General features: G+C 65.9%; 18 protein-coding genes. 11 read left to right on the plus strand and 7 right to left on the minus strand.

Translation table 11 applies throughout. The features are described 5' to 3' along the window. Positions 1–21 precede the first annotated feature (21 nt). From CRO22_RS19230 to CRO22_RS14715, 8 genes are all read left to right on the plus strand, one after another. Positions 22–690 (plus strand): acetyltransferase, encoded by a 669-nt coding sequence (locus tag CRO22_RS19230; RefSeq protein WP_245860991.1) that lies wholly within the window; start codon positions 22–24, stop codon positions 688–690. Between the two features lie 26 nt (positions 691–716). After that, positions 717–1439 carry a WbqC family protein gene (locus tag CRO22_RS14685; RefSeq protein WP_097070914.1) on the plus strand — a complete coding sequence of 241 codons (723 nt, stop codon included), beginning with the start codon at positions 717–719 and terminating at the stop codon, positions 1437–1439. After that, positions 1423–2355 carry a class I SAM-dependent methyltransferase gene (locus CRO22_RS14690; RefSeq protein ID WP_176518659.1) on the plus strand — a complete coding sequence of 311 codons (933 nt, stop codon included), beginning with the start codon at positions 1423–1425 and terminating at the stop codon, positions 2353–2355. The genes CRO22_RS14685 and CRO22_RS14690 overlap by 17 nt, the downstream gene beginning before the upstream one ends. 26 nt (positions 2356–2381) lie before the next feature. After that, a complete protein-coding gene (locus CRO22_RS14695) occupies positions 2382–3011 on the plus strand; it encodes a sulfotransferase family protein (RefSeq protein ID WP_141399457.1) in 630 nt (209 codons plus the stop codon). Between the two features lie 7 nt (positions 3012–3018). Then, positions 3019–4008, plus strand: a complete 990-nt coding sequence (locus CRO22_RS14700) for a hypothetical protein (protein ID WP_097070961.1) — start codon at positions 3019–3021, stop codon at positions 4006–4008. After that, complete coding sequence (locus CRO22_RS14705) at positions 4005–4913, plus strand: glycosyltransferase family 2 protein (RefSeq protein ID WP_097070917.1); 909 nt, start codon at positions 4005–4007, stop codon at positions 4911–4913. The genes CRO22_RS14700 and CRO22_RS14705 overlap by 4 nt, the downstream gene beginning before the upstream one ends. 194 nt (positions 4914–5107) lie before the next feature. Beyond that, positions 5108–5908 carry a hypothetical protein gene (locus CRO22_RS14710; RefSeq protein ID WP_245860992.1) on the plus strand — a complete coding sequence of 267 codons (801 nt, stop codon included), beginning with the start codon at positions 5108–5110 and terminating at the stop codon, positions 5906–5908. After that, positions 5901–7499, plus strand: a complete 1599-nt coding sequence (locus CRO22_RS14715; protein ID WP_097070963.1) for a B12-binding domain-containing radical SAM protein — start codon at positions 5901–5903, stop codon at positions 7497–7499. The genes CRO22_RS14710 and CRO22_RS14715 overlap by 8 nt, the downstream gene beginning before the upstream one ends. A gap of 51 nt (positions 7500–7550) precedes the next feature. Here CRO22_RS14715 and CRO22_RS14720 read toward each other — a convergent pair whose 3' ends face one another. The 5 genes from CRO22_RS14720 to CRO22_RS14740 are packed head-to-tail and all read right to left on the minus strand — an operon-like array spanning position 7551 to position 14606. Further along, on the minus strand, positions 7551–9041 hold the full coding sequence (locus CRO22_RS14720; protein ID WP_097070918.1) for a leucyl aminopeptidase family protein: 1491 nt from the start codon (positions 9039–9041) through the stop codon (positions 7551–7553). A 24-nt stretch (positions 9042–9065) separates the two neighbouring features. After that, positions 9066–10895, minus strand: a complete 1830-nt coding sequence (locus tag CRO22_RS14725; protein ID WP_097070919.1) for an ABC transporter ATP-binding protein — start codon at positions 10893–10895, stop codon at positions 9066–9068. After that, the gene (locus CRO22_RS14730; RefSeq protein ID WP_097070920.1) at positions 10892–11863 is read right to left on the minus strand and encodes an ABC transporter permease; all 972 of its coding nucleotides are present in this window, start codon (positions 11861–11863) and stop codon (positions 10892–10894) included. The genes CRO22_RS14725 and CRO22_RS14730 overlap by 4 nt, the downstream gene beginning before the upstream one ends. Then, a complete protein-coding gene (locus tag CRO22_RS14735; protein WP_245860993.1) occupies positions 11863–12897 on the minus strand; it encodes an ABC transporter permease in 1035 nt (344 codons plus the stop codon). Before CRO22_RS14735 ends, CRO22_RS14730 begins: the two co-directional genes overlap by 1 nt. 26 nt (positions 12898–12923) lie before the next feature. Next, entirely contained in the window at positions 12924–14606 is a 1683-nt protein-coding gene (locus CRO22_RS14740) for an ABC transporter substrate-binding protein (RefSeq protein WP_097070922.1), read from the minus strand. Positions 14607–14901: 295 nt separating this feature from the next. Here CRO22_RS14740 and CRO22_RS14745 point away from each other — a divergent pair, with 295 nt between their 5' ends. The 3 genes from CRO22_RS14745 to CRO22_RS14755 all read left to right on the plus strand — a co-directional run bounded on the left by CRO22_RS14745 (position 14902) and on the right by CRO22_RS14755 (position 17520). Then, positions 14902–15672 carry a helix-turn-helix transcriptional regulator gene (locus tag CRO22_RS14745; protein WP_097070923.1) on the plus strand — a complete coding sequence of 257 codons (771 nt, stop codon included), beginning with the start codon at positions 14902–14904 and terminating at the stop codon, positions 15670–15672. 77 nt (positions 15673–15749) lie between these two features. Next, positions 15750–16673, plus strand: a complete 924-nt coding sequence (locus CRO22_RS14750) for a proline iminopeptidase-family hydrolase (RefSeq protein WP_097070924.1) — start codon at positions 15750–15752, stop codon at positions 16671–16673. Positions 16674–16812: 139 nt separating this feature from the next. Next, a complete protein-coding gene (locus CRO22_RS14755; protein WP_097070925.1) occupies positions 16813–17520 on the plus strand; it encodes a response regulator in 708 nt (235 codons plus the stop codon). On the opposite strand, the gene CRO22_RS14760 is transcribed toward CRO22_RS14755, so the two are convergent. Next, entirely contained in the window at positions 17487–20159 is a 2673-nt protein-coding gene (locus tag CRO22_RS14760; protein ID WP_097070926.1) for an ATP-binding protein, read from the minus strand. The genes CRO22_RS14755 and CRO22_RS14760 overlap by 34 nt on opposite strands. Further along, positions 20156–21604 carry an ABC transporter substrate-binding protein gene (locus CRO22_RS14765; RefSeq protein WP_097070927.1) on the minus strand — a complete coding sequence of 483 codons (1449 nt, stop codon included), beginning with the start codon at positions 21602–21604 and terminating at the stop codon, positions 20156–20158. The genes CRO22_RS14760 and CRO22_RS14765 overlap by 4 nt, the downstream gene beginning before the upstream one ends. Positions 21605–21660: the final 56 nt, after the last annotated feature.

The raw sequence follows: 21660 nt of genomic DNA on the forward strand, positions 1-21660 counted from the left end.
CAACATGTGAGGGGCTCGAAAGTGGACATCATTCTGTTCGGTGTCGGCCAGATCGCCGAAGTCATGGCACATTACGTTGAGCAGGATCCGGATTTCAATCTGGTTGGGTTCACCGTCGACCGTCCCTATCTGCCGCCCTCAGGGGCGTTCAAAGGGCTGCCCGTCGCCGCATGGGACGATGTCTGCGCCGCTTTCCCGCCCGAACAGGTCCGCATCCTCGGGCCGGTGAGCTATCGCGGCAACAACACGTTTCGCCGTGACCGCCATCTCGAGGCGAAGGAGAAGGGCTATCGTTTCGCCAGCTACATTCACCCGTCCTCGCATGTGAGCGGCGCGGAGATCGGCGAGAACTCGGTGATTCTCGAAGACTGCACCGTCCAGCCCTACGCAAAGCTCGGCACGGGCTCGATCCTGTGGAGCAAGGTTCATATCGGCCATCACGCGCAGGTGGGGAATTTTTGCTTCTTCGCCTCCTTCTGCGGCATCGCCGGCAATGCGCGCATCGGCGATTGCACCTTTTTCGGGGGTCAGACCGGGCTTGCGGACAATCTCAGCGTGGGGTCAGGCTGCATCATCGGCGCCGGCACCGTGGTTACCGAGACGATCGCCGATGGCGCGCTCGCTGTGGCGCGGGGGGGGCGAGTCCTGCCAAACGGAGCGCGGCGGTTCGCGCGGACCCTTCTGGGCTAGCCGCCGGGCAGAGGGAGCAGTCGGCCATGACGACCGTTGCGGTAATGCAGCCCTATTTCTTTCCCTATGCCGGCTATTACCGGCTGCTCGCTGCCGCAGATGTCTTCGTGATCCTCGATTGCGTGCAGTTTCCGCGGCGCGGTCGGGTGCATCGGTGTGCGCTTGCCGGCGCGGGGCGCTGGATCACCCTGCCGCTTGAGCCCGCACCGCGCGACAGCCTGATCCGCGAGATGCGCCTCGCCCCCGATGCGGCAGGGCGGCTCAATGCGCAATGCCGCAAACTGCCCGCGCCGCTGCGCGGCGATACGCCCCTTCGCCAGCAGATCGTCGATCTGCTCGACAGCCCGGAAGGGCCGCTGGTCCCCTATCTCGAGCGATCGCTGCGGATCGTCGCGCAGGCGCTGGGCTTTGACTGCAGGATCTGCCGCAGCAGCGCACTTGATCTGCCCGCAGGTCTTGGCGCGCAGCAACGGATCCTTGAGATCGTCCGCAGGCAGGGCGGAACCCGTTACATCAACGCGCCCGGCGGCACCGTTCTTTATGAGCGCGAGACCTTTTCGCGCGCCGGCATTGAACTGAATTTCCTGACCCATTACACCGGGTCATATCCGCACTTCCTACCAGCATTGTTCGAGCAGAACGTGACAGACTTGCGGAGCGACATCCTGGAAGGATGCTTCTTCCAGCCCGTGTCGGCAGATGAAATGCCCGAAAGGAGAAGCCTCTTTGGCCATGAGCGACACCCCTGACACCGCCGTGATGCAGGATGATGCCCTTCTCCCTGCCTATCTTGATCCGGTCCATCATGCGCCGTTGCAGACCGGCGCGGACGGGGCCTCCCTGATCGAGCCGGTGAGCGGCGCCGTCTACCAGATCGAAAACGGCATTGCGGATCTGGTCCACCCACGGCCGCGGGCGGATGACCCGGAGCTGCCGCGGTTCGACCGGCCGCTCTATGCTGTTGAGGAAGCATTTCTCAAATGGACCTTCCGCGCCTTCGGCAGCGATGAGGCAGAGCTGCGCGCCCGCGTCGTGGACAAGCTCGATCTGGCGCCGGACGCGGTGGTGCTGGACAATGCCTGCGGTACAGGGGCAAATACGCGGCTGCTGCAGGCGCGCCTGCCGCGGGGCATCCTCTACAACACCGATCTTTCGATGGAGCTGTTGGCCCATGGGGCCGACCGGCTGGCTGCGGAAGGTCCCGGCACGGGGTGCCGGACGATCTGGTGCGGGGCGAATGCGCTTTATCTTCCCTTCGCGGACAAGAGCTTTGATGCCGTGCTGAGCACCGGCGGGTTCAACCAGTTTGGCGATCCCGTGCGGGCGATCGCAGAGATGACGCGGGTGACCCGCACCGGGGGCCGCATCGTCATTGTCGATGAAGGTTATGCGCCCTGGCTGCGGCCGACGCTGACTGGGCAGATGGTGGTCAACGACAACCCGCTGATGGCCTATGATCCGCCGATTGCGGCCTTGCCGGATGTTGCGCAGGAGGTCCGGGTCGAATGGATGCTCGGCAATGCCTATTATTGCCTCGACTTCCGGGTCGGGGCGGCGCCGTCCCCGGTCGATCTCGACCTGCCCCATGAGGGTTTGCGGGGGGGAACGATCCGCAGCCGCTTTGCCGCCGCCCAGCAACGCCGTGCCGCCGAGGCCGACCGGTGAGCGAGGACGATACCGGCCGCGGCAAGGTGTTCTGCCTCGGCTTTCCCAAAACCGGCACCACGTCGCTTGAGGTTGCGTTGCAGCGGCTGGGCTACAAAGTCTGCCGCGGGGCGTCGAGCAACAATCACAGCAACTTCCTGATGGCACTGAAAGTTCTGGGAGATACCGACGAGATCGCCCGCGTCATCCGCCATTTTGACGCTTTCGCCGATATGCCCTTCGGGGGGACGGACCTCTATCTCTGGCTCTCGCGCCGTTATCCTGAAGCGCGGTTCCTGCACACGATCCGCGCGCCGGAGCAATGGTATCAATCGATCCTGAACCAGCTCGCAAAGGTGAGCAAAGGGCCGGCTCCCATGCTGGACGCATTTCATGCCGCGGGCGGATATGGTGCGGCGATGATCGTAAGGCGGGAATGGGGCATCACGGACCCGCTGGCCCAGAAAGGCGCGATGCTGCGCTATTATGAAGGCATGAACGCCGCCATCCTGGCGCATTTCAACGGCTGCGAGCGCTTCCATTCCTTTGATCTGACCGAGGAGCGCGACTGGCGCTCGCTGTGCGGATTTCTGGGGCGTCCAGTGCCGGACCAGCCGTTCCCGCACGAGAACCCGGGCCAGGGCAAGGCGCCCGGATCCGCGCCGAGCGCCCGGTGAAGCCATGATGCCAAAAGGCCCGGCCGGGACGATTGCGCCCAACACCAAATGTCCAGCTCCGAACTGGTTCATCGTCACCAGCCATGGCTGGAGCGCGAGCCACTGGCTGGCCCACAACCTCAATCGTCATCCAAAGATCGTCTGCCTTCATTCGAGTGCCGCGCTGCTGGCGGACCAGCACGAGCCCTACGACCTCACGGAGCTGCTCGCGCGCAAGGATTTCACCCGTATATTCGCCATGCTTGCGCGGTTCCGCGCGGGTTATGATGCGCGGGCTATCCTCCGGCCGGCCGATCTTTACCTGCCGTTTGAAGCGCAGGGGGACGCGCGGCTGATCGGCTCGGTCCACACGTTCCGGCTTCGTGACCTGCCGGGCCTCGCGGCGGATCTGACCCGGCTGAACCGCAAGCTGCGGATCGTGAACCTGATCCGGCACCCGGTGAACCTCGTCAATTCCGGGGCGGGTCAGTTCGAGCTGAGTTTCCGTCTCGACTTAAACGAGTTGCACTGGATCACCCGACGCATTGCCGATACCGGCCTTGCAGTGTTCGAACGGATCGCAGCGCGGCACGGTCTTTACCCCGGGGACCTCGAAGTGCTGAGCTTTTTCGGCGCCTGTGTGACGCTCCGCGGCCTCGCCGCGGATTTTGCGGCCCGGGACACCCTTTTGGAACAGGGGGTCGCGGCCTTTGCCGGATCGGTCCGGCAAGAAGATGTCACGCGTGATCCGGAGACTTTTCGCGCCCTTCTGGATCGGCTTGGGGGCGGGGTGATCGACAGCTCTGACGCCTATCTGGACAGCGTTTTTGCCGACTCCAAACGCAATATCCATAACGCGCGCCCACGCCCGACCGAGCCCGCGGCCCTGTTTGCCGACTGGGCGCCCTGGCAGCAGGAAGCCTTTGCTTTTTGCCTCGACATTTTCGGGCTTCGCCCGCTCTATCAGGCCGAGGGCTATGACCTCGAGATGGTGCCGCCGGGGGAGAATGTCGCATGACCATCGTGGCCAATATCCAGGTCGGCAACGAAGTTGAACTGATCGACCAGCATATCGCCTACCATCTCGCGCTTGGGATCGACGGGTTTGTCATCGCAGACATGGCTTCGGTGGACGGCACATCCGAACGGCTGGAGCGCTACCGGGGCGACAGACGTTTCGTCATTCGCAAATATGAGATGAGCGCGCTGGTCGATGCGACCGTCCTCAGGACGGCCGAGATCGGCGATTGGATGCTCGCGGCCTCGCGCGACCACTTCGCGCCGGACTGGGTGGTCAGGCTGGATGCGGATGAGTTCCTCTATGCTGCGCGCCCTCTGGAGGCCGCACTGCCGGCGCCGGATACGCAGGCTTCGTTTCAGATCGCACGGCGCAACGCCATTTTTCAAGACGGGCAACCGATCCCGCCGCCGCCGTCCAACCCGGAGGCGCTGGCCGCATTCTCGATTGTGGCTAAGCCGGTGAAAACCTCCCCTTCGGAATATGAAAGCGACGACAGCCTGCCATTGATCATGACCGAGGTTGCCCCCAAGGTTCTGGCCCGTCCTGATCGGGTGGCGGCCTATGCCCCCGGAGGTCATGGCACCTGCGACACTCTGGGCCAGCGACAAATCTCGCCGCTGACCAACGGACTGCTGCTGGTCCATTTCTGGTTCACGACGCCCGGCCGGTTTGTCCGGAAGGCGCGTTTCACCGTCGAAGCCAAAGCGCTTCTGAACCAAGATCCCAAATCCAGGCAGGCGTGGCAATGGTCGCGCTGGGCCGGGCTCGCGGAAGGGGAAGAGGCCGAGAGCGAAGCTGCGATTTTACAGGAATACCGGCGGCAGTTTCCTGGCGCCGCCAAGCTCGACGCGTTGCGCCAGGCGGGTATCGTGCGTCGCGTCGGCGAGTACTGGGACGCATGATGCGGCAGACCATATCTTCCCTATGGCGGCGCCGGGGGCGAATTCTTGGCCCTGACGATCTTCAGGGCGTCCGGCTCGTGCAATGCCCTACCGCTTGGCAATTGCCGAACGGGCTGGTGCGCATCGCCATCTCCTGTCGCGATCGGGCGAACATCTCCATCATTCAGGTGATGGAGTGCGATCCTGAAGACGGCATGAAGATCGTGCGGTCGCCGCAGATCGAACCGGCGGCGATCCAGGCCATCGCGCGCGGCGGCCTGTCGGGCATTGGCCCTTGCGATGCGCTCTGGGACGGAGACAGGCTGCTGCTTGCCACCTCGTCGCTCACGCTGCACGGGCGCCTTTACGATGCCGCGATCGAGGTGATGACAAGCCAGGACGGAGGCGCAACCTTCCTGCCGCCGCACACGCTGCTGACCTCGGCCGCCAACAACGGCTATCCGGTCACGCTTCCCTGCATCCGGAAACTGGCCGGGGGGGGCTGGCGGATGTGGTTCACCGCCTTCACCCAATGGGTGCCGGAGGCGCAACCCAAACCGGATGCACGGTATTGCATTCGGTCAGCGCGCTCGGAGGATGCCGAATTCTGGACGGTTGATCCGTCCCCGGCGATCTTGCGGGCGCCGGGCGAGGCCGGTCTGGCGCGCCCTACGGTGCTCGAAGGATCGGGCGGGTTCGAAATGTGGTTCAGTGCGCGCGGTCCCTATTCGCAGGCGGATCCTGGTCTGCGCCGGTATCGGCTCGGCTATGCGCGCTCGCGCGATGGCGCGCAGTGGCGGCGCGAGGACGAGCGGCAGGGGTTCTGCTCCTCCCCGGCGCCCGACGACTGGGACGGACAGATGCAATGCTATCCTTTCGTTCTGCGCCTTACGGATGGGCGGCAGGTGATGTTCTATTGTGGCAACGGTTACGGTGAGGCAGGCTTCGGCTGGGCTACGCGCGAACCAGAAGGATGGAACCAGAAGGATGACGGCCGTGGAGATCAGGATGAGTGACTCGGCTGTGGGCAACAAGGCAGGGCGTATCCTGCGCATCTGCATCATCAATCCGAAGTTCAATCCTTCAATCTGGAGCAATGACTATGCGATCGACCTCTACGGGGGGCCGGTCAGATGCAACAATCTCACGGGGTGCCTGGCCACTTTGGCGGGCCTCGCGGATCCGCGGCACCAGATCCGGATCATCGACGAGAATGTCGAGGAGATCGCTTACGACGAGCTGCGCGGATATGATGTCATCGGCGTGACCGGCATGATCGTGCAGCGCTGGCACATGTACCGCATCCTTGAGGCGGTGCGCGGGCTCGGGGCGCAGATCGTCGTGGGGGGGCCGCTTGTCACCTGTGACGAGCCTGCCTTCGAGAACCGCTGCGACGCTGTGTTCATCGGTGAGGCCGAAACCACCTGGCCCGCCTATCTGGAAGACATTGCCGCGGGGCGGCCGACGCTGAAGCGCTATGTCCAGACTGCGCGCAGCGACATGACAAAAATCCCGAAGCCGCGGCTCGATCTGATCAAGAGCGAACGCTACCGCGTTGCCTCGATCCAGTTTTCGCGCGGTTGCCCGTTCCAGTGCGAGTTCTGCGACATCATCGTCACCTTCGGTCGGGTCCCGCGAATGAAAACCGCTGCCCAGGTGATCGCCGAGCTTCAGGATGTGGTCGATGCCGGGTTCCGTAACTGCTTTCTCGTCGATGACAATTTCATCGGCAACAAGCGCGAGGCGCGCAAGCTGCTGGAGGCGATTGCAGAGTGGCAAAAGACGCTGCCGCGGCCGCTGCTGCTTGCGACCGAGGCAAGCATCAACCTCGCCGATGCGCCCGATCTGCTCGATCTGATGCGCGCGGCCTCTCTCAACCGCGTGTTCGTCGGCATCGAGACGCCCAATCTCGCGTCGCTGAAAGAAACCCGCAAGACCCAGAATCTGAAGGGGGATTCCCTTGTTGCCAAGGTCCGGCGGATCCGCGATGCCGGTTTGACCCTGACAAGCGGCTTCATCGTCGGGTTCGACGAAGATACGCCCGAGATCTTCGAGGCGCAGTATCAGTTCATCCACGACAGCGCGATCGCGCTGCCGAGCATCGGCATTCTGGCGCCGCTGCCGACGACGCCGCTTTACGACCGGCTCGCGGCCGAGGGCCGGCTCTATCCCGAGGATCCCGCTTGCGCCTTTGAGCCCAAGCAGATGACCCGCGAACAGCTCAAGGCGGGACACCGCGCCCTGATCGAACGGGTCTTCGACCCGGATGCGTTCTTTGAGCGCGCCTTCCGCGCGCAGCGCGAGCAGCGCCGCGCCGATACCAGTCGGTACCAATCCCGCGGCACGGTTGTCGGGGCGCGTGCGGCGATCGGGCAGGCGAGGATCTGGGCGCGGCTGATGCGGGCGATTGCCGGGAAGGGGTATTGGTCGCTGATCCCGGCCTATCGCCGCGCCCAACATGCCAATCGCGCGCTCGGCGACCGCGCGCTGCCACCTGCCGAGTTCCTGGCGCTCTGCCTCGCGCATTGGCATATCTACTGCATGAGTCGCGGCCCGCAGGATTCCATCTACCTGGAGCCAGGACCGCCCGCGCAGCACGCCGCCTGAGGGAAGCTCATCGGCGGATGGACACGGCCCCGATACGCGGCCGGGTTCGCGTCAAGGTGCTCGCGAAACCGGCCGATGTGCCTGAACCGTGATCCATTCCTCAAGCAGGCGTACGCCGAAACCGGTGCCGCCGCGACGCGCAAGCGGAAGATCCTTCTCGGCGAGTTCCTTGCCGGCGATGTCGAGATGGGCCCAGCGGCGATCTTGCGTGAACTGCCGCAGGAACGCTGCGGCATGAGGGGCATCGCCGTCATGAAGGTCGGCGGCATGCTGGCGCAGATCTGCGAGCGGGGAGCGCAGTTCGACTTCGTAGGCCGGATCGAGCGGTAGGCGCCAGAACCGCTCTCCCACCGTTTCTCCTGCCGCCAGAAGCTCGGCTGCAAGATCATCGTCGGTTGCAAACAGCCCGGCAAAGACATGCCCGAGCCCCTGCATCACGGAATAGGTCAGTGTCGCGAGATCGACGATCACGCGGGGCGCATGACGGCTTGCCGCAAGATAGAGGATGTCGGCCAGAACCATGCGCCCCTCGCAGTCGGTGTCGTAGACCTCGACGGTCTTGCCCGACATGGTCGTGACGATGTCGCCGGGCTTGTAGGAGGTGCCCGAGAGCATGTTCTCGGCGATGCCCAGAACGCCCACGACATGTTCGCCGCTGCCCTGCCGCGCGAGCGCGAGCATGGTGCCCACAACCGCCGCCGCCCCGCTCATGTCGGCCCGCATGCCGAACATCTGCGGCCCGGTCTTGATGCAGAGCCCGCCCGCGTCGAAGCAGATCCCCTTGCCGACGAGCGCGATCGGCGCCGCGGGGCTGCCCTCGGGGCAGTAGCGCAGCACGATCACGCGCGGCCCCCGGGCCGAGCCCTGCCCCACGGCAAGCACCGCATTCATGCCTTCGCGCGCGAGCTCCTCCGGGCCCATCACTGTGATCTCGATCCCCGCCAAGGCCAGGGGGGCGAGGAAATCGGCGAAGTTTTCGGGGTGGAGATGGCTTGCGGGAGAGTTCACCAGATCGCGCGCGAGCGTCACCCCGGCGGCGAGCGCCTCGATCCGGTCCAGCTCTGCCGTCGCCTCGAGATCGGTCTCGAGCGCGAGGGTCAGTGCGAAGGGCTCCACCCCCTGCGGCGTGAGCGGGGAGCGGTAATTGCCAAGCTGGAGGCCATGCACGAGCGCGGCCAGAAGCGCTTCAGGGGCGGCACCGAGCGGATCGTGGACGAGGCTCGCCGCATCTTCGCCGAGCGCCTCAAGATGGCGCGCCAGCGCCACCCCGGCGCGGTTGGCGACAAGCGGGCTCAGGCTCTCCTCCGCGCCAAGACCGAGCAGGATCAGCCGCGCGCAGTCGATCCCCGCGGGGGCGAGGATCTCAAGGCAGGCGCCCTCGGCGGCGGCAAAGCGCGCGGCGGTGATTGCGCGGCCGAGCGCACCGCCCGTGGCGGCCTCAAGGGCCGTGGCGCGGGGGCCAAACACAAGGTTCGCACAGAGCGGCACGACCACCACGCGGGGCGCGGTGGCGGGGGCGGAACGGGTCAGGATTACGGGCATCTTTTCCTCTGGCAGGCTGAGCGATCAGTCTTCGCGCACGAAATGGCCGGGCGTTGCCTCGCGGTAGCGCCGGCTTGGGGGCACGAAGGAAAGGTCGCGGATCGGGTTCATCAGGTCTGATGGCGGCTGGCTGCGGCGCAGGTGGCGCCGGGCCGGGTCGGGGATCGCCACCGCGTCGATCAGGCGGCGGGTATAGGGGTGAAGCGGCGTTTCCATCACCGCCGCGCGCGGGCCGATCTCGACGATCTCGCCCTGATACATCACCGCGATGCGGTGGCTGATGCGTTCCACCACGGCGATGTCATGCGAGATGAAGAGAAAGGCGATGCCGGTCCGCTCCTGAATGTCGAGCAGCAGGTTCACCACCTGCGCTTTCACCGAGACATCGAGCGCGGAGACGGATTCATCGGCAATAATCACCTTCGGATCCAGCATGAGGGCACGTGCGATGCAAAGCCGCTGGCGCTGCCCGCCGGAAAATTCATGCGGGAACCGTTCGAGCATCTGCGGTGCGAGCCCGACCTGATCCATCAGTCGCGCCGCCTTGGCACGCGCTGCGGCGAATGGGCCCATCCGATGCTCCAGGAAGGGTTCCACCAGCGCCTCGCCGATCGTCATGCGCGGATTGAGACTCGCGAGCGGGTCTTGCGGGATCATCTGGATCTCGCGCCTTTGCCGCCGCAACCGCGCTGCATCGAGCCCGAAAAGTTCGGTCGCCCCGAGCCGCACCGAGCCGGAAGACTGGCCTCCCGCGAGCCGGATGATCGCCCGGCCTGTGGTCGACTTGCCGCAACCGGATTCCCCCACCAAGGCCAGCGTCTCGGCCGGATGGATCGCGAAGGACAGGTTCTCGACAGCATGCACGCGGGCCACCTTGCGCCGCAGGAGCCCGCCGCGCACATCGAACCGGGTCACCAGATCGCGCACTTCCAGAAGCGGGGCCGAGAAGTCGGGCTGGCGTGCGAGCGGTGTGCCCGGCGTGGCCGCGCCCGTGGCAATGTCGATCACCGGAAAGCGCAGTGGCACCGGCTCGCCCGCCATCGAGCCGAGCGCGGGAACCGAGGCGAGAAGCGCCCGCGTATAGGGCTGGCGCGGGGCGCGGAAGACCTGCTCCGTCGTCCCTTCCTCCACCACATCGCCGCGCAGCATCACCACAGTGCGATCGGCCATTTCCGCAACGACGCCCATGTCATGCGTGACAAACAGCATCGCCATCCCGTATTCGGCCTGCAACTCCTTCAGAAGCGACAGGATCTCGCCCTGTACCGTGACATCGAGTGCGGTCGTCGGCTCGTCGGCAATGAGCAGCTTCGGACGCGAGGCGAGCGCCATCGCAATCATCACCCGCTGCCGCATGCCGCCCGAAAAGGCGTGCGGATAATCATCCAGACGGCGTGCGGCATCGGGAATGCGCACCCGTTCCATCAGCGCCACTGCCGCCTTGCGTGCGGCAGAGGCCGCCATCGGCCGGTGACAGGTCAAGGCCTCGATCAGCTGATCGCCCACGGTGTAGATCGGGTGCAGGCTGGTCATCGGTTCCTGAAAGATCATCGTGGCCCGCTGGCCCCGGATCTTGGCCACCATGTCGGCCTCGGAGAGGGCGAGCAGCTCATGCCCGTCGAGCGTAATGCTGCCCTCGATGCGGCTTGTGGCCGGATCGAGCAGGCGCATCATCGCGAGCGAGGTGACGCTCTTGCCCGAACCGGACTCCCCGACGAGCGCCACGGTTTCGCCCGCGGCCACATCCAGCGAGAGGCCGTGCACCACCCGGTTCCAGCTCTTGCGGGCGCCCGCAAAGGACACGCGCAGATCGCGAACTGTCAGGATCGGGGCGGCGGGGGTGGGGTCGGTCATTTGCGCCGCATCCTCGGGTCAATCAGAATGCACAGAAGGTCGACGATGGCATTGGCCAGCACGACAAAGAACGAGGCGTAAAGCACCGAGGCCATGATCATCGGCAGATCGAGCACTTTCAGCGCCTGATAGGTGAGCCGTCCGACCCCGTTGAGGCCGAAGACCACCTCGGTCAGCACCGCCGCGCCGCCCACGAGCACGCCGAAATCCATGCCGAACATGATCACGACCGGAATGATCGCGCTGCGCGTCGCGTGTTTGAGCAGCACCCGGCGCGCCGTCAGCCCCTTGGCACGGGCGGTGCGGATGTAATCTTCCTGATAGGTTTCGATGATGCCGGTGCGCAGCATCCGCCCGTAAAGCCCGATGTAGAGGAAGGCGAGCGTCAGCCAGGGAAAGACGAGCGCCAGCGCCCAGCGCAGCGGGCTTTCGGTAAAGGGCACATAGCCGAGCGGGGGCACCCAGGAGAAAGCCCAGGTGTTGTGGAGCCGGCTTTGCGTGATCAGGTTGACCATCTCGCCGACCCAGAACACCGGCATGGCCACGGCCATCATCGAGAGCCCCATCAGCATCTTGTCGGGCCATCGGCCTCTGGTCGCGGCGGCGAGAATGCCGGTAAGCGCGCCCAGCGCCATCCACAGGACGGCGGCGCCGGCCACGAGCGAGAGCGTCACCGGGGCGGCGGCGCGCAGCGTGGGAACGATCTTTTCGCCGCGGTTGACGAAGGAGGTCAGATCGCCGGTGATGAACATCTTGCGCATCATCGCGCCGTATTGCACCCAGATCGGTTGATCGAGGCCGAAGTCGTGGCGCACCGCGGCAACGGTTTCGGGGGCGGCATTGCGCCCGGCAATTCGCGCGGCCGGGTCCGCGCCCGGCGTGGCGAAGAAGATCAAAAAGGTGAGGATGCTGATCCCCAGCATCACCACCACCATGCGCGCGAGGCGCGAGAGCATTGCCGCCAGCATCAGCGCCCCCGCACCGATTTCGGGTCGAGGATGTCGCGCAGCACGTCCCCGAAGAGGTTGAGCAGCATCACCGTCACCATGATCGCGATCCCCGGCGCCATCGAGACGACGGGGCGGGAGTAAAGCAGTGCCTGCCCGTCCTGCAAGATCGTGCCCCAGCTCGCATTGGGCGCCTGCACGCCGACCGAGAGGAAGGAGAGCGAGCTTTCGGTGACGATGTTGAGCGCCATCAGCATGGGCGCGAAGACGATCAGCGTGGTGGCGACATTGGGCAGGATGTGGCGCCACAGGATCCGCGAGGGGCGGATGCCGAGCGCGCGTGCGGCGAGCACGAATTCGCTGTTGGTGATGGCGATCACCCGCCCGCGGACGGGCCTTGCGACATAGGGCACATAGACGAGCCCGATGATTACGATAGGCAGGATCAGGCTTGAGGAGGACAGGTGGATCGGCCCGAAATCGAAACTTTTGCCCAGCATCACGATGGAAAGCGAGATCGCGAGCAGATAGACCGGAAAGGCCCAGATCATGTCGATCAGGTTCGAGAGCACCGCGTCGATGGCGCCTCCGGCATAGCCCGCGACGATGCCGACAAGGGCCGCGCAGGCAAGGCACAGGAGGGTTGCGGCTCCGGCGATGAAAAGCGAGTTCTGCCCGCCATAAAGAAACCGCGCCGCGACATCGCGGCCCTGGTTGTCGGCACCGAGGAAATATTGCGGCCCCCAGGTCGGCCCGATCGGCGTGACGCCGAGGCCCAGCCCCTCGGTCGAACGCTGCATCACCGGCACGCGCGTGCCGTCGATCATGATCTTGGCGCTCAGACCGGAGCGGAACGGATCGGTCTTGGCCACATATTTCGCATAGGCCGGGGCGAGCGCCATCGCGAGCACGATCAGCAGGATGCCGAGCCCGGAGAGGACGGCAGCGGGGCTGGAGGCGAGGCCCCGCAGAGCGCGCCGCCAGGGCCCGAGAGGTGGGGCCGGATCACCCCCGGCCGGTGGGGCCGGGGGCGGTGTGTCGAGATCGGTTGTCATGTCCGGATCTTCGCTCTCATAGAGGCTCATTGCACCCAGGCATTCGCGATCAGCCAATGATGCAGGCTCGAGAACTGGTAGTTCCCCACCCGCGTGCTGAGCAGGTCCACCTGTTGCGGGGTGAAGAGCGGCAGGGCGGGGGATTTTTCCATCACCGCCGCGTCGATCTTCGCCCAGTCCTTGTCGGCCGCGGCCTGATCCGTGGCGCCAAGCGCGATCGCCGCTTTCATCCGCGCGTCGATCTCCTGATCGCACATGCCGGAGATATTGATCGAGGCATCCGAGCCCGGGTGGAACGAGTCGCAGCCGAAGAGCACGTTGAGAAAGTTCGAGGCGGCCGGGTAATCGGCATACCATTGCGAGATCGAGAGCTGCACCTTGTTGTTGGTGTTCTGGATATAGGTGAACTGGATGTCGCCCGAGATCGTCTGCACCGCGGCGTCATAACCCAGATCGCTCAGCACCGATTGCAGATAAGTGCCGATCCCGCGCGAGGCGGCGTTGTCCTCGGTCACCACGGTGATCTTCGCGCCCTTGGTGCCGCTTTCGTCCACCAGCGCCTGCGCCTTTTCCATGTCCGGCGCGCTCCAGCTCGTGCCCGGGTCCTGGGTGTAGATGCACTGGTCCTCGTGGCCGGGGAATTCGGGCGGCAGCACCTGGCAGACCGGCTGCGCAAGGGCAGGGCCGCCGAAGAGCGACACCAGCGCATCGCGGTCGATCGCATAGTTCAGCGCCTGACGCACCCGCACATCGTCGAAGGGCGCAAGGTTGACATTCATTGGCGCATACCACCAGGCGGCAAGCGGCGAGAGATGGATCTGGTCGGGCGCCGTGGTCGAAAGCTCTGCCAGACGGTCGGCGGGCGGCGTGTCGAACATCCAGTCGGCCTGTCCGTTCATGATCGCATTGACGGCCGCTTCCTCGGTGCCGCCGAAGGTGTAGTCGATCTCGTCGACATAACCATCGGGTTGCGCGTCCTTGCTCCATTCCTTGAAAGCCGGGTTGCGCACGATCACCATCGAATTGTTGGCGTCGTAGCTCTTCACCATATAGGCGCCGGTGCCCGGGATCGGCTCGTTGCCATTGTCCTTCGGCGTCGTTTCCGAGGGCAGGATCGAGGCATGGGGGGCGGAGAGCTTGAACAGGAATTCCGGATCGGCGGCGGTGAGGTTGATCGTCACCGTTCCGGCCGCCTCGTCGATGATCACGCCGCCATCGAGGGTGCAGCCCGCGGGCTCGGCAAGGCAGGTGTCAGCGCCGACAATGCCGTTGTAGAACGTCCCCGCGGTGGGGCCGAGCACCTTGAAGATGCGCTGGAACGAGGCCAGCACATCGGTTGCCGTCATGTCGGATCCGTCGGAGAACTTGATCCCCTTGCGCAGGGTGAAAGTGTAGGTCTTGCCGTCGTTCGAGATCACCGGCATCGCCTCGGCCAGATCCGGCACGACCTCCTTGCTGTCCGCACCGCCCACTTTCTTGAACCCCACGAGCCCGTCATAGAGAAAGGCGTAGAGCTGCCAGAACTGCGATGTGTAGTTGATGTGCGGGTCGAGCGTGCCTTGCGACGAGACCGAGACAAGGCGCAGCGTGCCGCCGCGGTGGTCGCCCTCGGCCTGCGCCAGCGTCGGACCGAACCCGGCCAGAGCGGCGAGGGCGAGCGCAGTTGCGGCCCGGCGCGCGACCCTCTCGGGGGAAAGCTTGGGGATCATGATCTACTCCTTGTTGGATGACGGATGTCCGGCGGATGGCGAAAGGCCGGGCAGGAGCACCGAATCGAGCCTCTGTCGGCGGCACGGATCGCGGGGCGCCGGAGCAGGTTCGGGGCAAGATTGCTCGATTTTCAGGCCGTTCACCACGCTTCGGCATCGTTTCTCATGTTTCGGGCGCCTCTTTGCGTCTCCGATGCCCGATAATGTGGCATCGCCCCTTTCCGCGTAACCTATCAAGATTGATAGTGGCACGGCCCGGACCGCTCCTGTCCGGGAGGTGAGAGGACGCACGAACATGGCGACGGTTGCCCCGCAGACGGGCGCAGGACCCCTGAAAGCGCTGGCTGCGGAGATCGACCGCTTCTTCGAGATCGCGCGCGGCTTCGGCGCTTCGGCGTTGATCTATGATTACACGCCGCGCTGCCGCGAGGCGGACGGCGCCGTGATGCCCCCCGCGGTGATGCAGGTGCGCAATCTCGACCCCGGCATGATCGACTATTGGTGCGGGCGCGGCTATGCCCGCGTCGATCCGGTGCAGGCGGTCGCGGTAAATTCGGTCGCCCCCTTCATCTGGAGCTATGATGCCGAGGCGGGGGAACTCAGCGCCGCCTTTCTCACCCGCAATTCGCGCCCGGTGGTGGAGTTCATCTCGCAAAGCGGGTTCGTGAACGGCATCACCGTGCCGATCCATCTGCCCGGCGGCGGCTATGTGACGGTGAACGGGCTCTGGAACGGGCCGGGGCGGGCCTTTTCGAGCGTGGCCGCGCAGGTGCTGCCGGGCTTCGCGCTGACGGCGCAGGCGTTCCAGAACGAGATCGGCCCGCCCGAGCCCGCCACCCGCCCCGTGGCGCGGCGCACCGAACCGCGTGCCTTGCCGGCTTTGAGCGCCCGCGAGCGCGAATGCCTTGGCCATGCGGCGGAGGGCTATTCCGCCAAGGAAACCTCGCGGCTGATCGAGCGCTCGGTGCCGACGGTGGTGATGCATCTCAATGCCGCAGTGCGCAAGCTCGGCGCGCGCAATCGTTCCCATGCGGTGGCCGAGGCGGTGAGGCGCGGGCTGATCTGATCCCCCTCATTCCTGATAGCTGCCGTGCCGTGCCTGAGCGGTCTAGGATCGTTGCAACCGGCACAGAGGAGGCAGCGATGCAGGAAACGGCTCAGATCCCCACGCGCGAGGGCTTTTCCCCGTTTCGCGACTGGCAGACCTGGTATCGTGTCACCGGCGATCTGACAAACGGCAAGCTGCCGCTGGTTGTCGCGCATGGCGGGCCTGGCTGCACCCATGATTATGTAGACAGTTTCAAGGGGATCACCGCGCTCGATGGCCGGGCCGTGATCCATTACGATCAGCTCGGCAACGGCAACTCCACGCATCTGCCCGACAAGGAGCCCGCGTTCTGGACAGTTGATCTGTTCCTCGCGGAACTCGACACTCTGCTTGCCCATCTCGGCATTGCTGATCGTTACGCCTATCTCGGCCAGTCCTGGGGGGGCATGCTGGGTGGTGAACATGCAGTGCGCCAGCCCGCCGGGCTGAAGGCGATCATCTTTGCCAATTCGCTCGCCTCGATGCCGACCTGGGTGGCCGAGGCGAACCGGTTGCGCGGCGAACTGCCGGCCGAAGTGCAGCAAACGCTGTTGCGTCACGAGCGGGCGGGCACGCTGACAGATCCGGAGTATCTGGCGGCTTCGCGCGTTTTCTACATGCGCCATGTCTGCCGCGTTGATCCCTGGCCGCCAGAGGTGACACGCACCTTCGCCTTGATGGATCTCGACAGCACTGTCTACACTGCGATGAACGGGCCGACGGAGTTCCATGTCATCGGCACGATGAAGGACTGGACGATCGAGGACCGGCTGCACCGGATCAACGTTCCCGCCCTGGTGATCTCCGGGAAATACGACGAGGCGACGCCGCTGGTGACGAAACCGCTCGTGGAAAACATCCCCGATGTGCGCTGGGTGCTCTTCGAGCATTCCGCGCATATGCCCCATGTCGAGGAAAAAGATCTCTGCCTTGCCACGGTTTCGGAGTTCCTGTGCGCCTGCGACGAACCGGAGGCCTGACCATATTCCGGAGCTTGACCGGCCCGGAGGCGGGGCCGGATCCGGCATGAATTTCCGGGGCCACTGGCCTGCTCGCGCTGGAACGATTATGATTTCTGCGGGAGACGCGCAGCAGGCGCGGCAGGAGAACCGTCCGGGCATGACGAGGATATTGATTGTCGATGACGATCCGGATCTGCGCGATCTGGTGCGCTTCGAGCTCGAAGGCCATGGCTTCGAGGTGGTCGAGGCGGCCTCGGCGGCCGAAGTCGCGCCCGCGCTTGTGCCCGTGCCGCCGGATCTGATCCTGCTCGACCTGCGGCTCCCCGATCAGGACGGGCTCGCGGTTGCCGGCCGGCTGCGCGCCACCTCGCGCATTCCGATCATCATGCTCACCGGGCTCGGTGGCGATGTGGACCGGATCGTCGGGCTTGAGATGGGGGCGGATGACTATGTCGTCAAACCCTTCAATCCGCGCGAGCTGGTGGCGCGAATCAAGGCGGTGTTGCGGCGCACGGGCGCGGCGGCGGCGCCGGAACTGGCCGATCATGACCGGCGCGGCTTCGCGGGCTGGGTGATCGACCTCTCCGCCCGCAGCCTCGAAACCCCGGCGGGCCAGCCCGTGGCGCTGACCAATGCCGAGTTTCTGCTTCTTGAGGCGTTCATTCGCGCACCGCGTTGCGTGTTGAGCCGGGATCAGCTTCTGGAGCGCACCCGCTCGGATGGCGGCGAGGTGTTCGACCGTACCATCGACGTGCTGATCCTGCGGCTGCGCCGCAAGATCGAGCCCAATCCGCGCGCGCCGCAACTCATCCGTACCGAGCGCGGTGCAGGCTATGTGCTTGATGCCGAGGTGCGTCGGCTCTGAGCCTCGAGGCTGAGCCGCACCGCGGTCGCCAGCACCTCCGCGGGCACGGGCTTGCGCAACAGGTTCGGCAGATCCGCTCCCGCCCGCCCCGGCGCTCCGGAGGTGAAAAGCACTGCAAGATCGGGGCGCAGCGCCCGTGCCTGCGCGGCCAGCGTTCGACCATCGAGTCCGGGCATCGCGAGGTCGGTATAGAGCAGGTCGATTTCGGGGATCTCGCGCAAGAGCTCGAGCGCGGTGGCGCCATCGGGCGCGGTCACCACGGCATGGCCCATCGCGCGCAGCTGATCGGCGGTGATCTCAAGCAGATCGGCATCGTCGTCGACGGCGAGAATACAGGCCTCGCCCTCCTCAGCCACCATCACGACCCGGGCGCGCTCGGGGCTCACGGGGAGGCGCAGCGTGACCCTTGTGCCCGCGCCTGGGCTGCTCTCGATCGCCACCGCGCCCCCCGATTGTTCAACGAAGCCATACACCATCGAAAGCCCGAGCCCGCTACCCTTGCCCACCGGCTTCGTGGTGAAGAAGGGCTCGAACACCTGCGCGGCGATTTCGGGCGGGATGCCCGCGCCGGTATCGGCGACGGTCAGCTCGACAAAACCCGGCCCCGCGGCCCGCGTGGTGATGGTGATCTCGCCGCCCCCCTCCATCGCGTCGCGCGCATTCACCGCGAGGTTCATCAGCGCATTCTCGAGCTGGCCCGGATCGACGCGCACTGTGGGCAGCATCTCGGCCAGATCGGTGACGAGCCGCACCCCCTCGCCAAGGCTCGCCTGCAGCAGATCCGCCATGCCGCGCACAAGCGTATCAAGCGCCACATCCTCGGGCGCGAGCCGCTGGCGGCGCGAGAAAGTAAGCAGGCGATTGATCAGCGCCGCGCCGCGATTGGCGGCCGAAAGCCCCCGCTCGGCGCGGGCGCGCAGCGCCGGCACCTCCGCAAGCTCGCGTATCAGGATGTTGAAGTTGCCGATGATAACGGCCAAGATATTGTTGAAATCATGCGCAATTCCGCCCGTTAGCTGGCCGACCGTCTCAAGTTTTTGCGCATGCAGCAGCTGGCTTTGCGTGGCCCGCGCTTCGGTCACATCCATATGGATCGTGGCAAAGCCCCCCTGCGGGATCGGGTTCGAGCGCAGCTCCAGCACCCGCCCCGAGGGGAAGCGCAGTTCGATCCGCTCGGAGAGGGTAAGGCGGCTGTGCGAGAGTGAATCGAGATCAAGCGCCGTGCCATCCGGGCCGAAGGCCTCGGCACCGCGCGCGGCAAGCAGGCGGTTGATTGTCTCGATTGCGAGCTCGCCCGAGACCTCCGCCTCGGAGAAACCATGCAGGCGCAGATACTGCGGGTTGAAGGCGACAAGGCGGCGGTCGCGGTCGAAGACTGAGAACCCGTCCTTCATCGTCTCGAAAGTGGCGAGAAGCAGGTTCGAGCGCTCGGCCAGTTCGCGGTCGAGCTTCTCGACCTGCGCGGAGTTTTCGCGAAACACCGCGAAAGCGCGGGCCAAATCACCAATCTCGTCGGCCCGGTCCGCGCCGGGCACTTCCGCGTTGCGCTCGCCCGCGGCCAGCCGCGTCATCGCGCGGGTGACGCCCGCGAGATTGCGGCTGAGCGGCCGGATCACGAGAAGATAGGAGAGGCCGCCGGCGATCAGGATCACCCCGAGCGCGATGGCGGTGAACTGCGTCGAGCGCGCCAGGATCGTGTCGCGCAACGCCTGTGTCACTTCCGCCGTCGTGCGGCTTACGCTGAGCACGCGCCGGTCGACGGCGGCCTTGAGATCGGCTGCGCGTGCGCTGGCGGCGGCAAGCGCCGCTTCGGCCCGGCTGCGGGCCGCGATCTCGGCGCTTTGCAGAGCAAAGAGGCCAGCGGGCCCGGTTTGCGCAGCGTAAAGCGCGAGAGCGGCGCGGACATCGGGTTCGAGCCCGGCGGGAAGGGCGGCGCTGATGTTTTCAAGCTCGCTCAAGGTCCGCAGGAAGGCCGCCCGGTTCTCGGCAAGCGTCGCCGCATCGCGCGCGGTGGTGGCGAGCAGCAACTCCGAGGTGGCGCGACCGGTAAGCCGTTCGGCGGCGAGAAGCGGGGCCTGGCTGCGCACGGCGGTGCGGTAGATCGCGGGCTCTGGAAGCGTTTCCCCGGCGGTGATCGCCTCCACCGCCAGGATCGAGGGGCCGAGGATCTGGCGGATCGCATCCTCCTGCGCCAGCATCCGTGCGCGCTCTGCCTCGCGCCGGGCCGCGACCGCGCGCAGCGTTTCGAGCGCCTCGCGCAACTCGGTGAACCGCCCGGCCAGTCCGCCCGAAAGTGCGAGGATCTCGGCGCTGTCCCAGCCCGTCTCGGAAGGGCCTGTGCGCAGTGCCGCGACCTGCTCGGAAAAGGCCGCGAGATCGGCATCCACAGCGCCTTGCGCCTCGGCCAGCGCCGTTTCCGTGCCTGCCGCAGCAAGGCTTGCGCCGCGCTGCTGCAGACGGTCGCCGATCCGCGCGAGCCGGAGCGCCGCCGCCATCGCCGGCATGTCGTGCCCCGTCACCGTTTCCGCCGCCGTGCCGATCTGGTCGAGCGCGCGGATCGCTGCGATCCCGGCCAGCGCCATCGCCAGTGTGGAGAGTGCGACGATCAAGAGAAGCCGTCCCTGAATGCCCGCTCTCATTGCGAAGCGGCCTCCAGCCCCATCGCCTCGCGATAATGGCGCCGCTGGCTGGCACGGCCGAGCCGGTCGGTGATCCGGTCCCAATCCGCCGCCGCCGCCTGCAGGGCCGCCTCGGGCGTCATCTCTTTGGCGAGAACCTTGCCGATGCGGGCTTCGAGCGCGGCCATATAGGCCGGATAGCCCGGCAAGCGCAGATCCTGCGCCGCTTGCGGCGCATCGAGGCTCTGGTGCAGAACATCCAGATAGCTCGCCGCGGGGGCGGCGCCCATCAACGCGGCCCAGCCCGTGCGGTCTTCCAGCTGGGCGCGGCGATAGGGGTTGAAGCCCGAGGCGCCCGACATCACATCGCGCGCGGCCCGGTCGGGTGCCGCCATGAAGGCGATGAAATCCCACGCCTCGGCGGGTTGCACCGCCTCGCGTGGCACCGCCGCTATCCAGCCGCCGAAAGCAAGAAAAGGCACCGCGCGCGGGGCCGCGAGCTTGTCCCAGGCCTTCGTTTCGGGATTCCAGACGTCGTCGACGCCGGGCAGGGCGAAGAAACCGACCCTGTCCCCGGTGGTGAAAGCGGTCGCATCGGTGGCGAGCACGCCGATATCGGACCAGTCGAGCGCCATCGCGGAACGCCCGGCGGCGAAGGCGGAGCGCACGCCATGACTTGAGAGCGGGCCGGTTTCATCAACTCCGCTGGCCACCGCAGCAAGGTAATCGTTCAGGGCCCGCAGCCAGGCCGGATTGTCGATTTCGGGCGCCATCGTCTCGGGATCAAAGAAGAAATATCCCGGATAATCAGGGTGCGCGGTATAGGCGGCGGCGTGGCTGAAGAGCGACCAGAGCCGCTGGCCATCTGGCGCCGAGGCCTCGAGCGTGCCTGCGAGCGGCTGACCCGCGGGGTCCTTCCGGCCATGAAAGAAGGCGGCGATCTTGGCGTAATCGGCCCAGGTCGCGGGGGGCGCAAGGGCCATACCGGTTGCGGCCTTGAAGGCGGTGCGGGTTGCAGGATCCTCGAACAGATCGCGCCGGTAAGCCCCCATGTGCAGATCGCCATCAAGGCTCACCGCCATCCATTGTCCGCGCCAGCGCATCTGACGGTCACGATAGGCGGGATGGATGCCTTGAACGAGCGGGCTTTGCACGAGCCGCGCGGGGACCGGCTGCAGGTAGGGGGCGAAATCGGGAAGCCAGTCGGCCGGGAAAAGGAGCACATCGGCCGGGGTCTGGCCGGTGACGAAGCCCATCATGATCTCGCCATAAAGCGCGTCGAAGGGCCGGGTCTCGACCGTGACCGGCTGCCCGGTGGCCTGAAGGAATTCCGCCCCGTGTGCGCGTGCGGGGCTTGCAATCGGCCCGCCGTCGCGGGTGAGCACCGTGATCGGCGCGGCCTCCAGCCGAAGCGCCGCGAGCGCCAATATGACAATTGTTACAATCCGCATCACGATCTTGGACATACTCCGTTCATCTGGCCCCGGTCTCTTCCTGCCCAGAGCATCGCACAGAGCATGCC

The sequence above is a fragment of the Rhodobacter maris genome (genome assembly GCF_900217815.1).
Lineage (GTDB): Bacteria > Pseudomonadota > Alphaproteobacteria > Rhodobacterales > Rhodobacteraceae > Rhodobacter > Rhodobacter maris.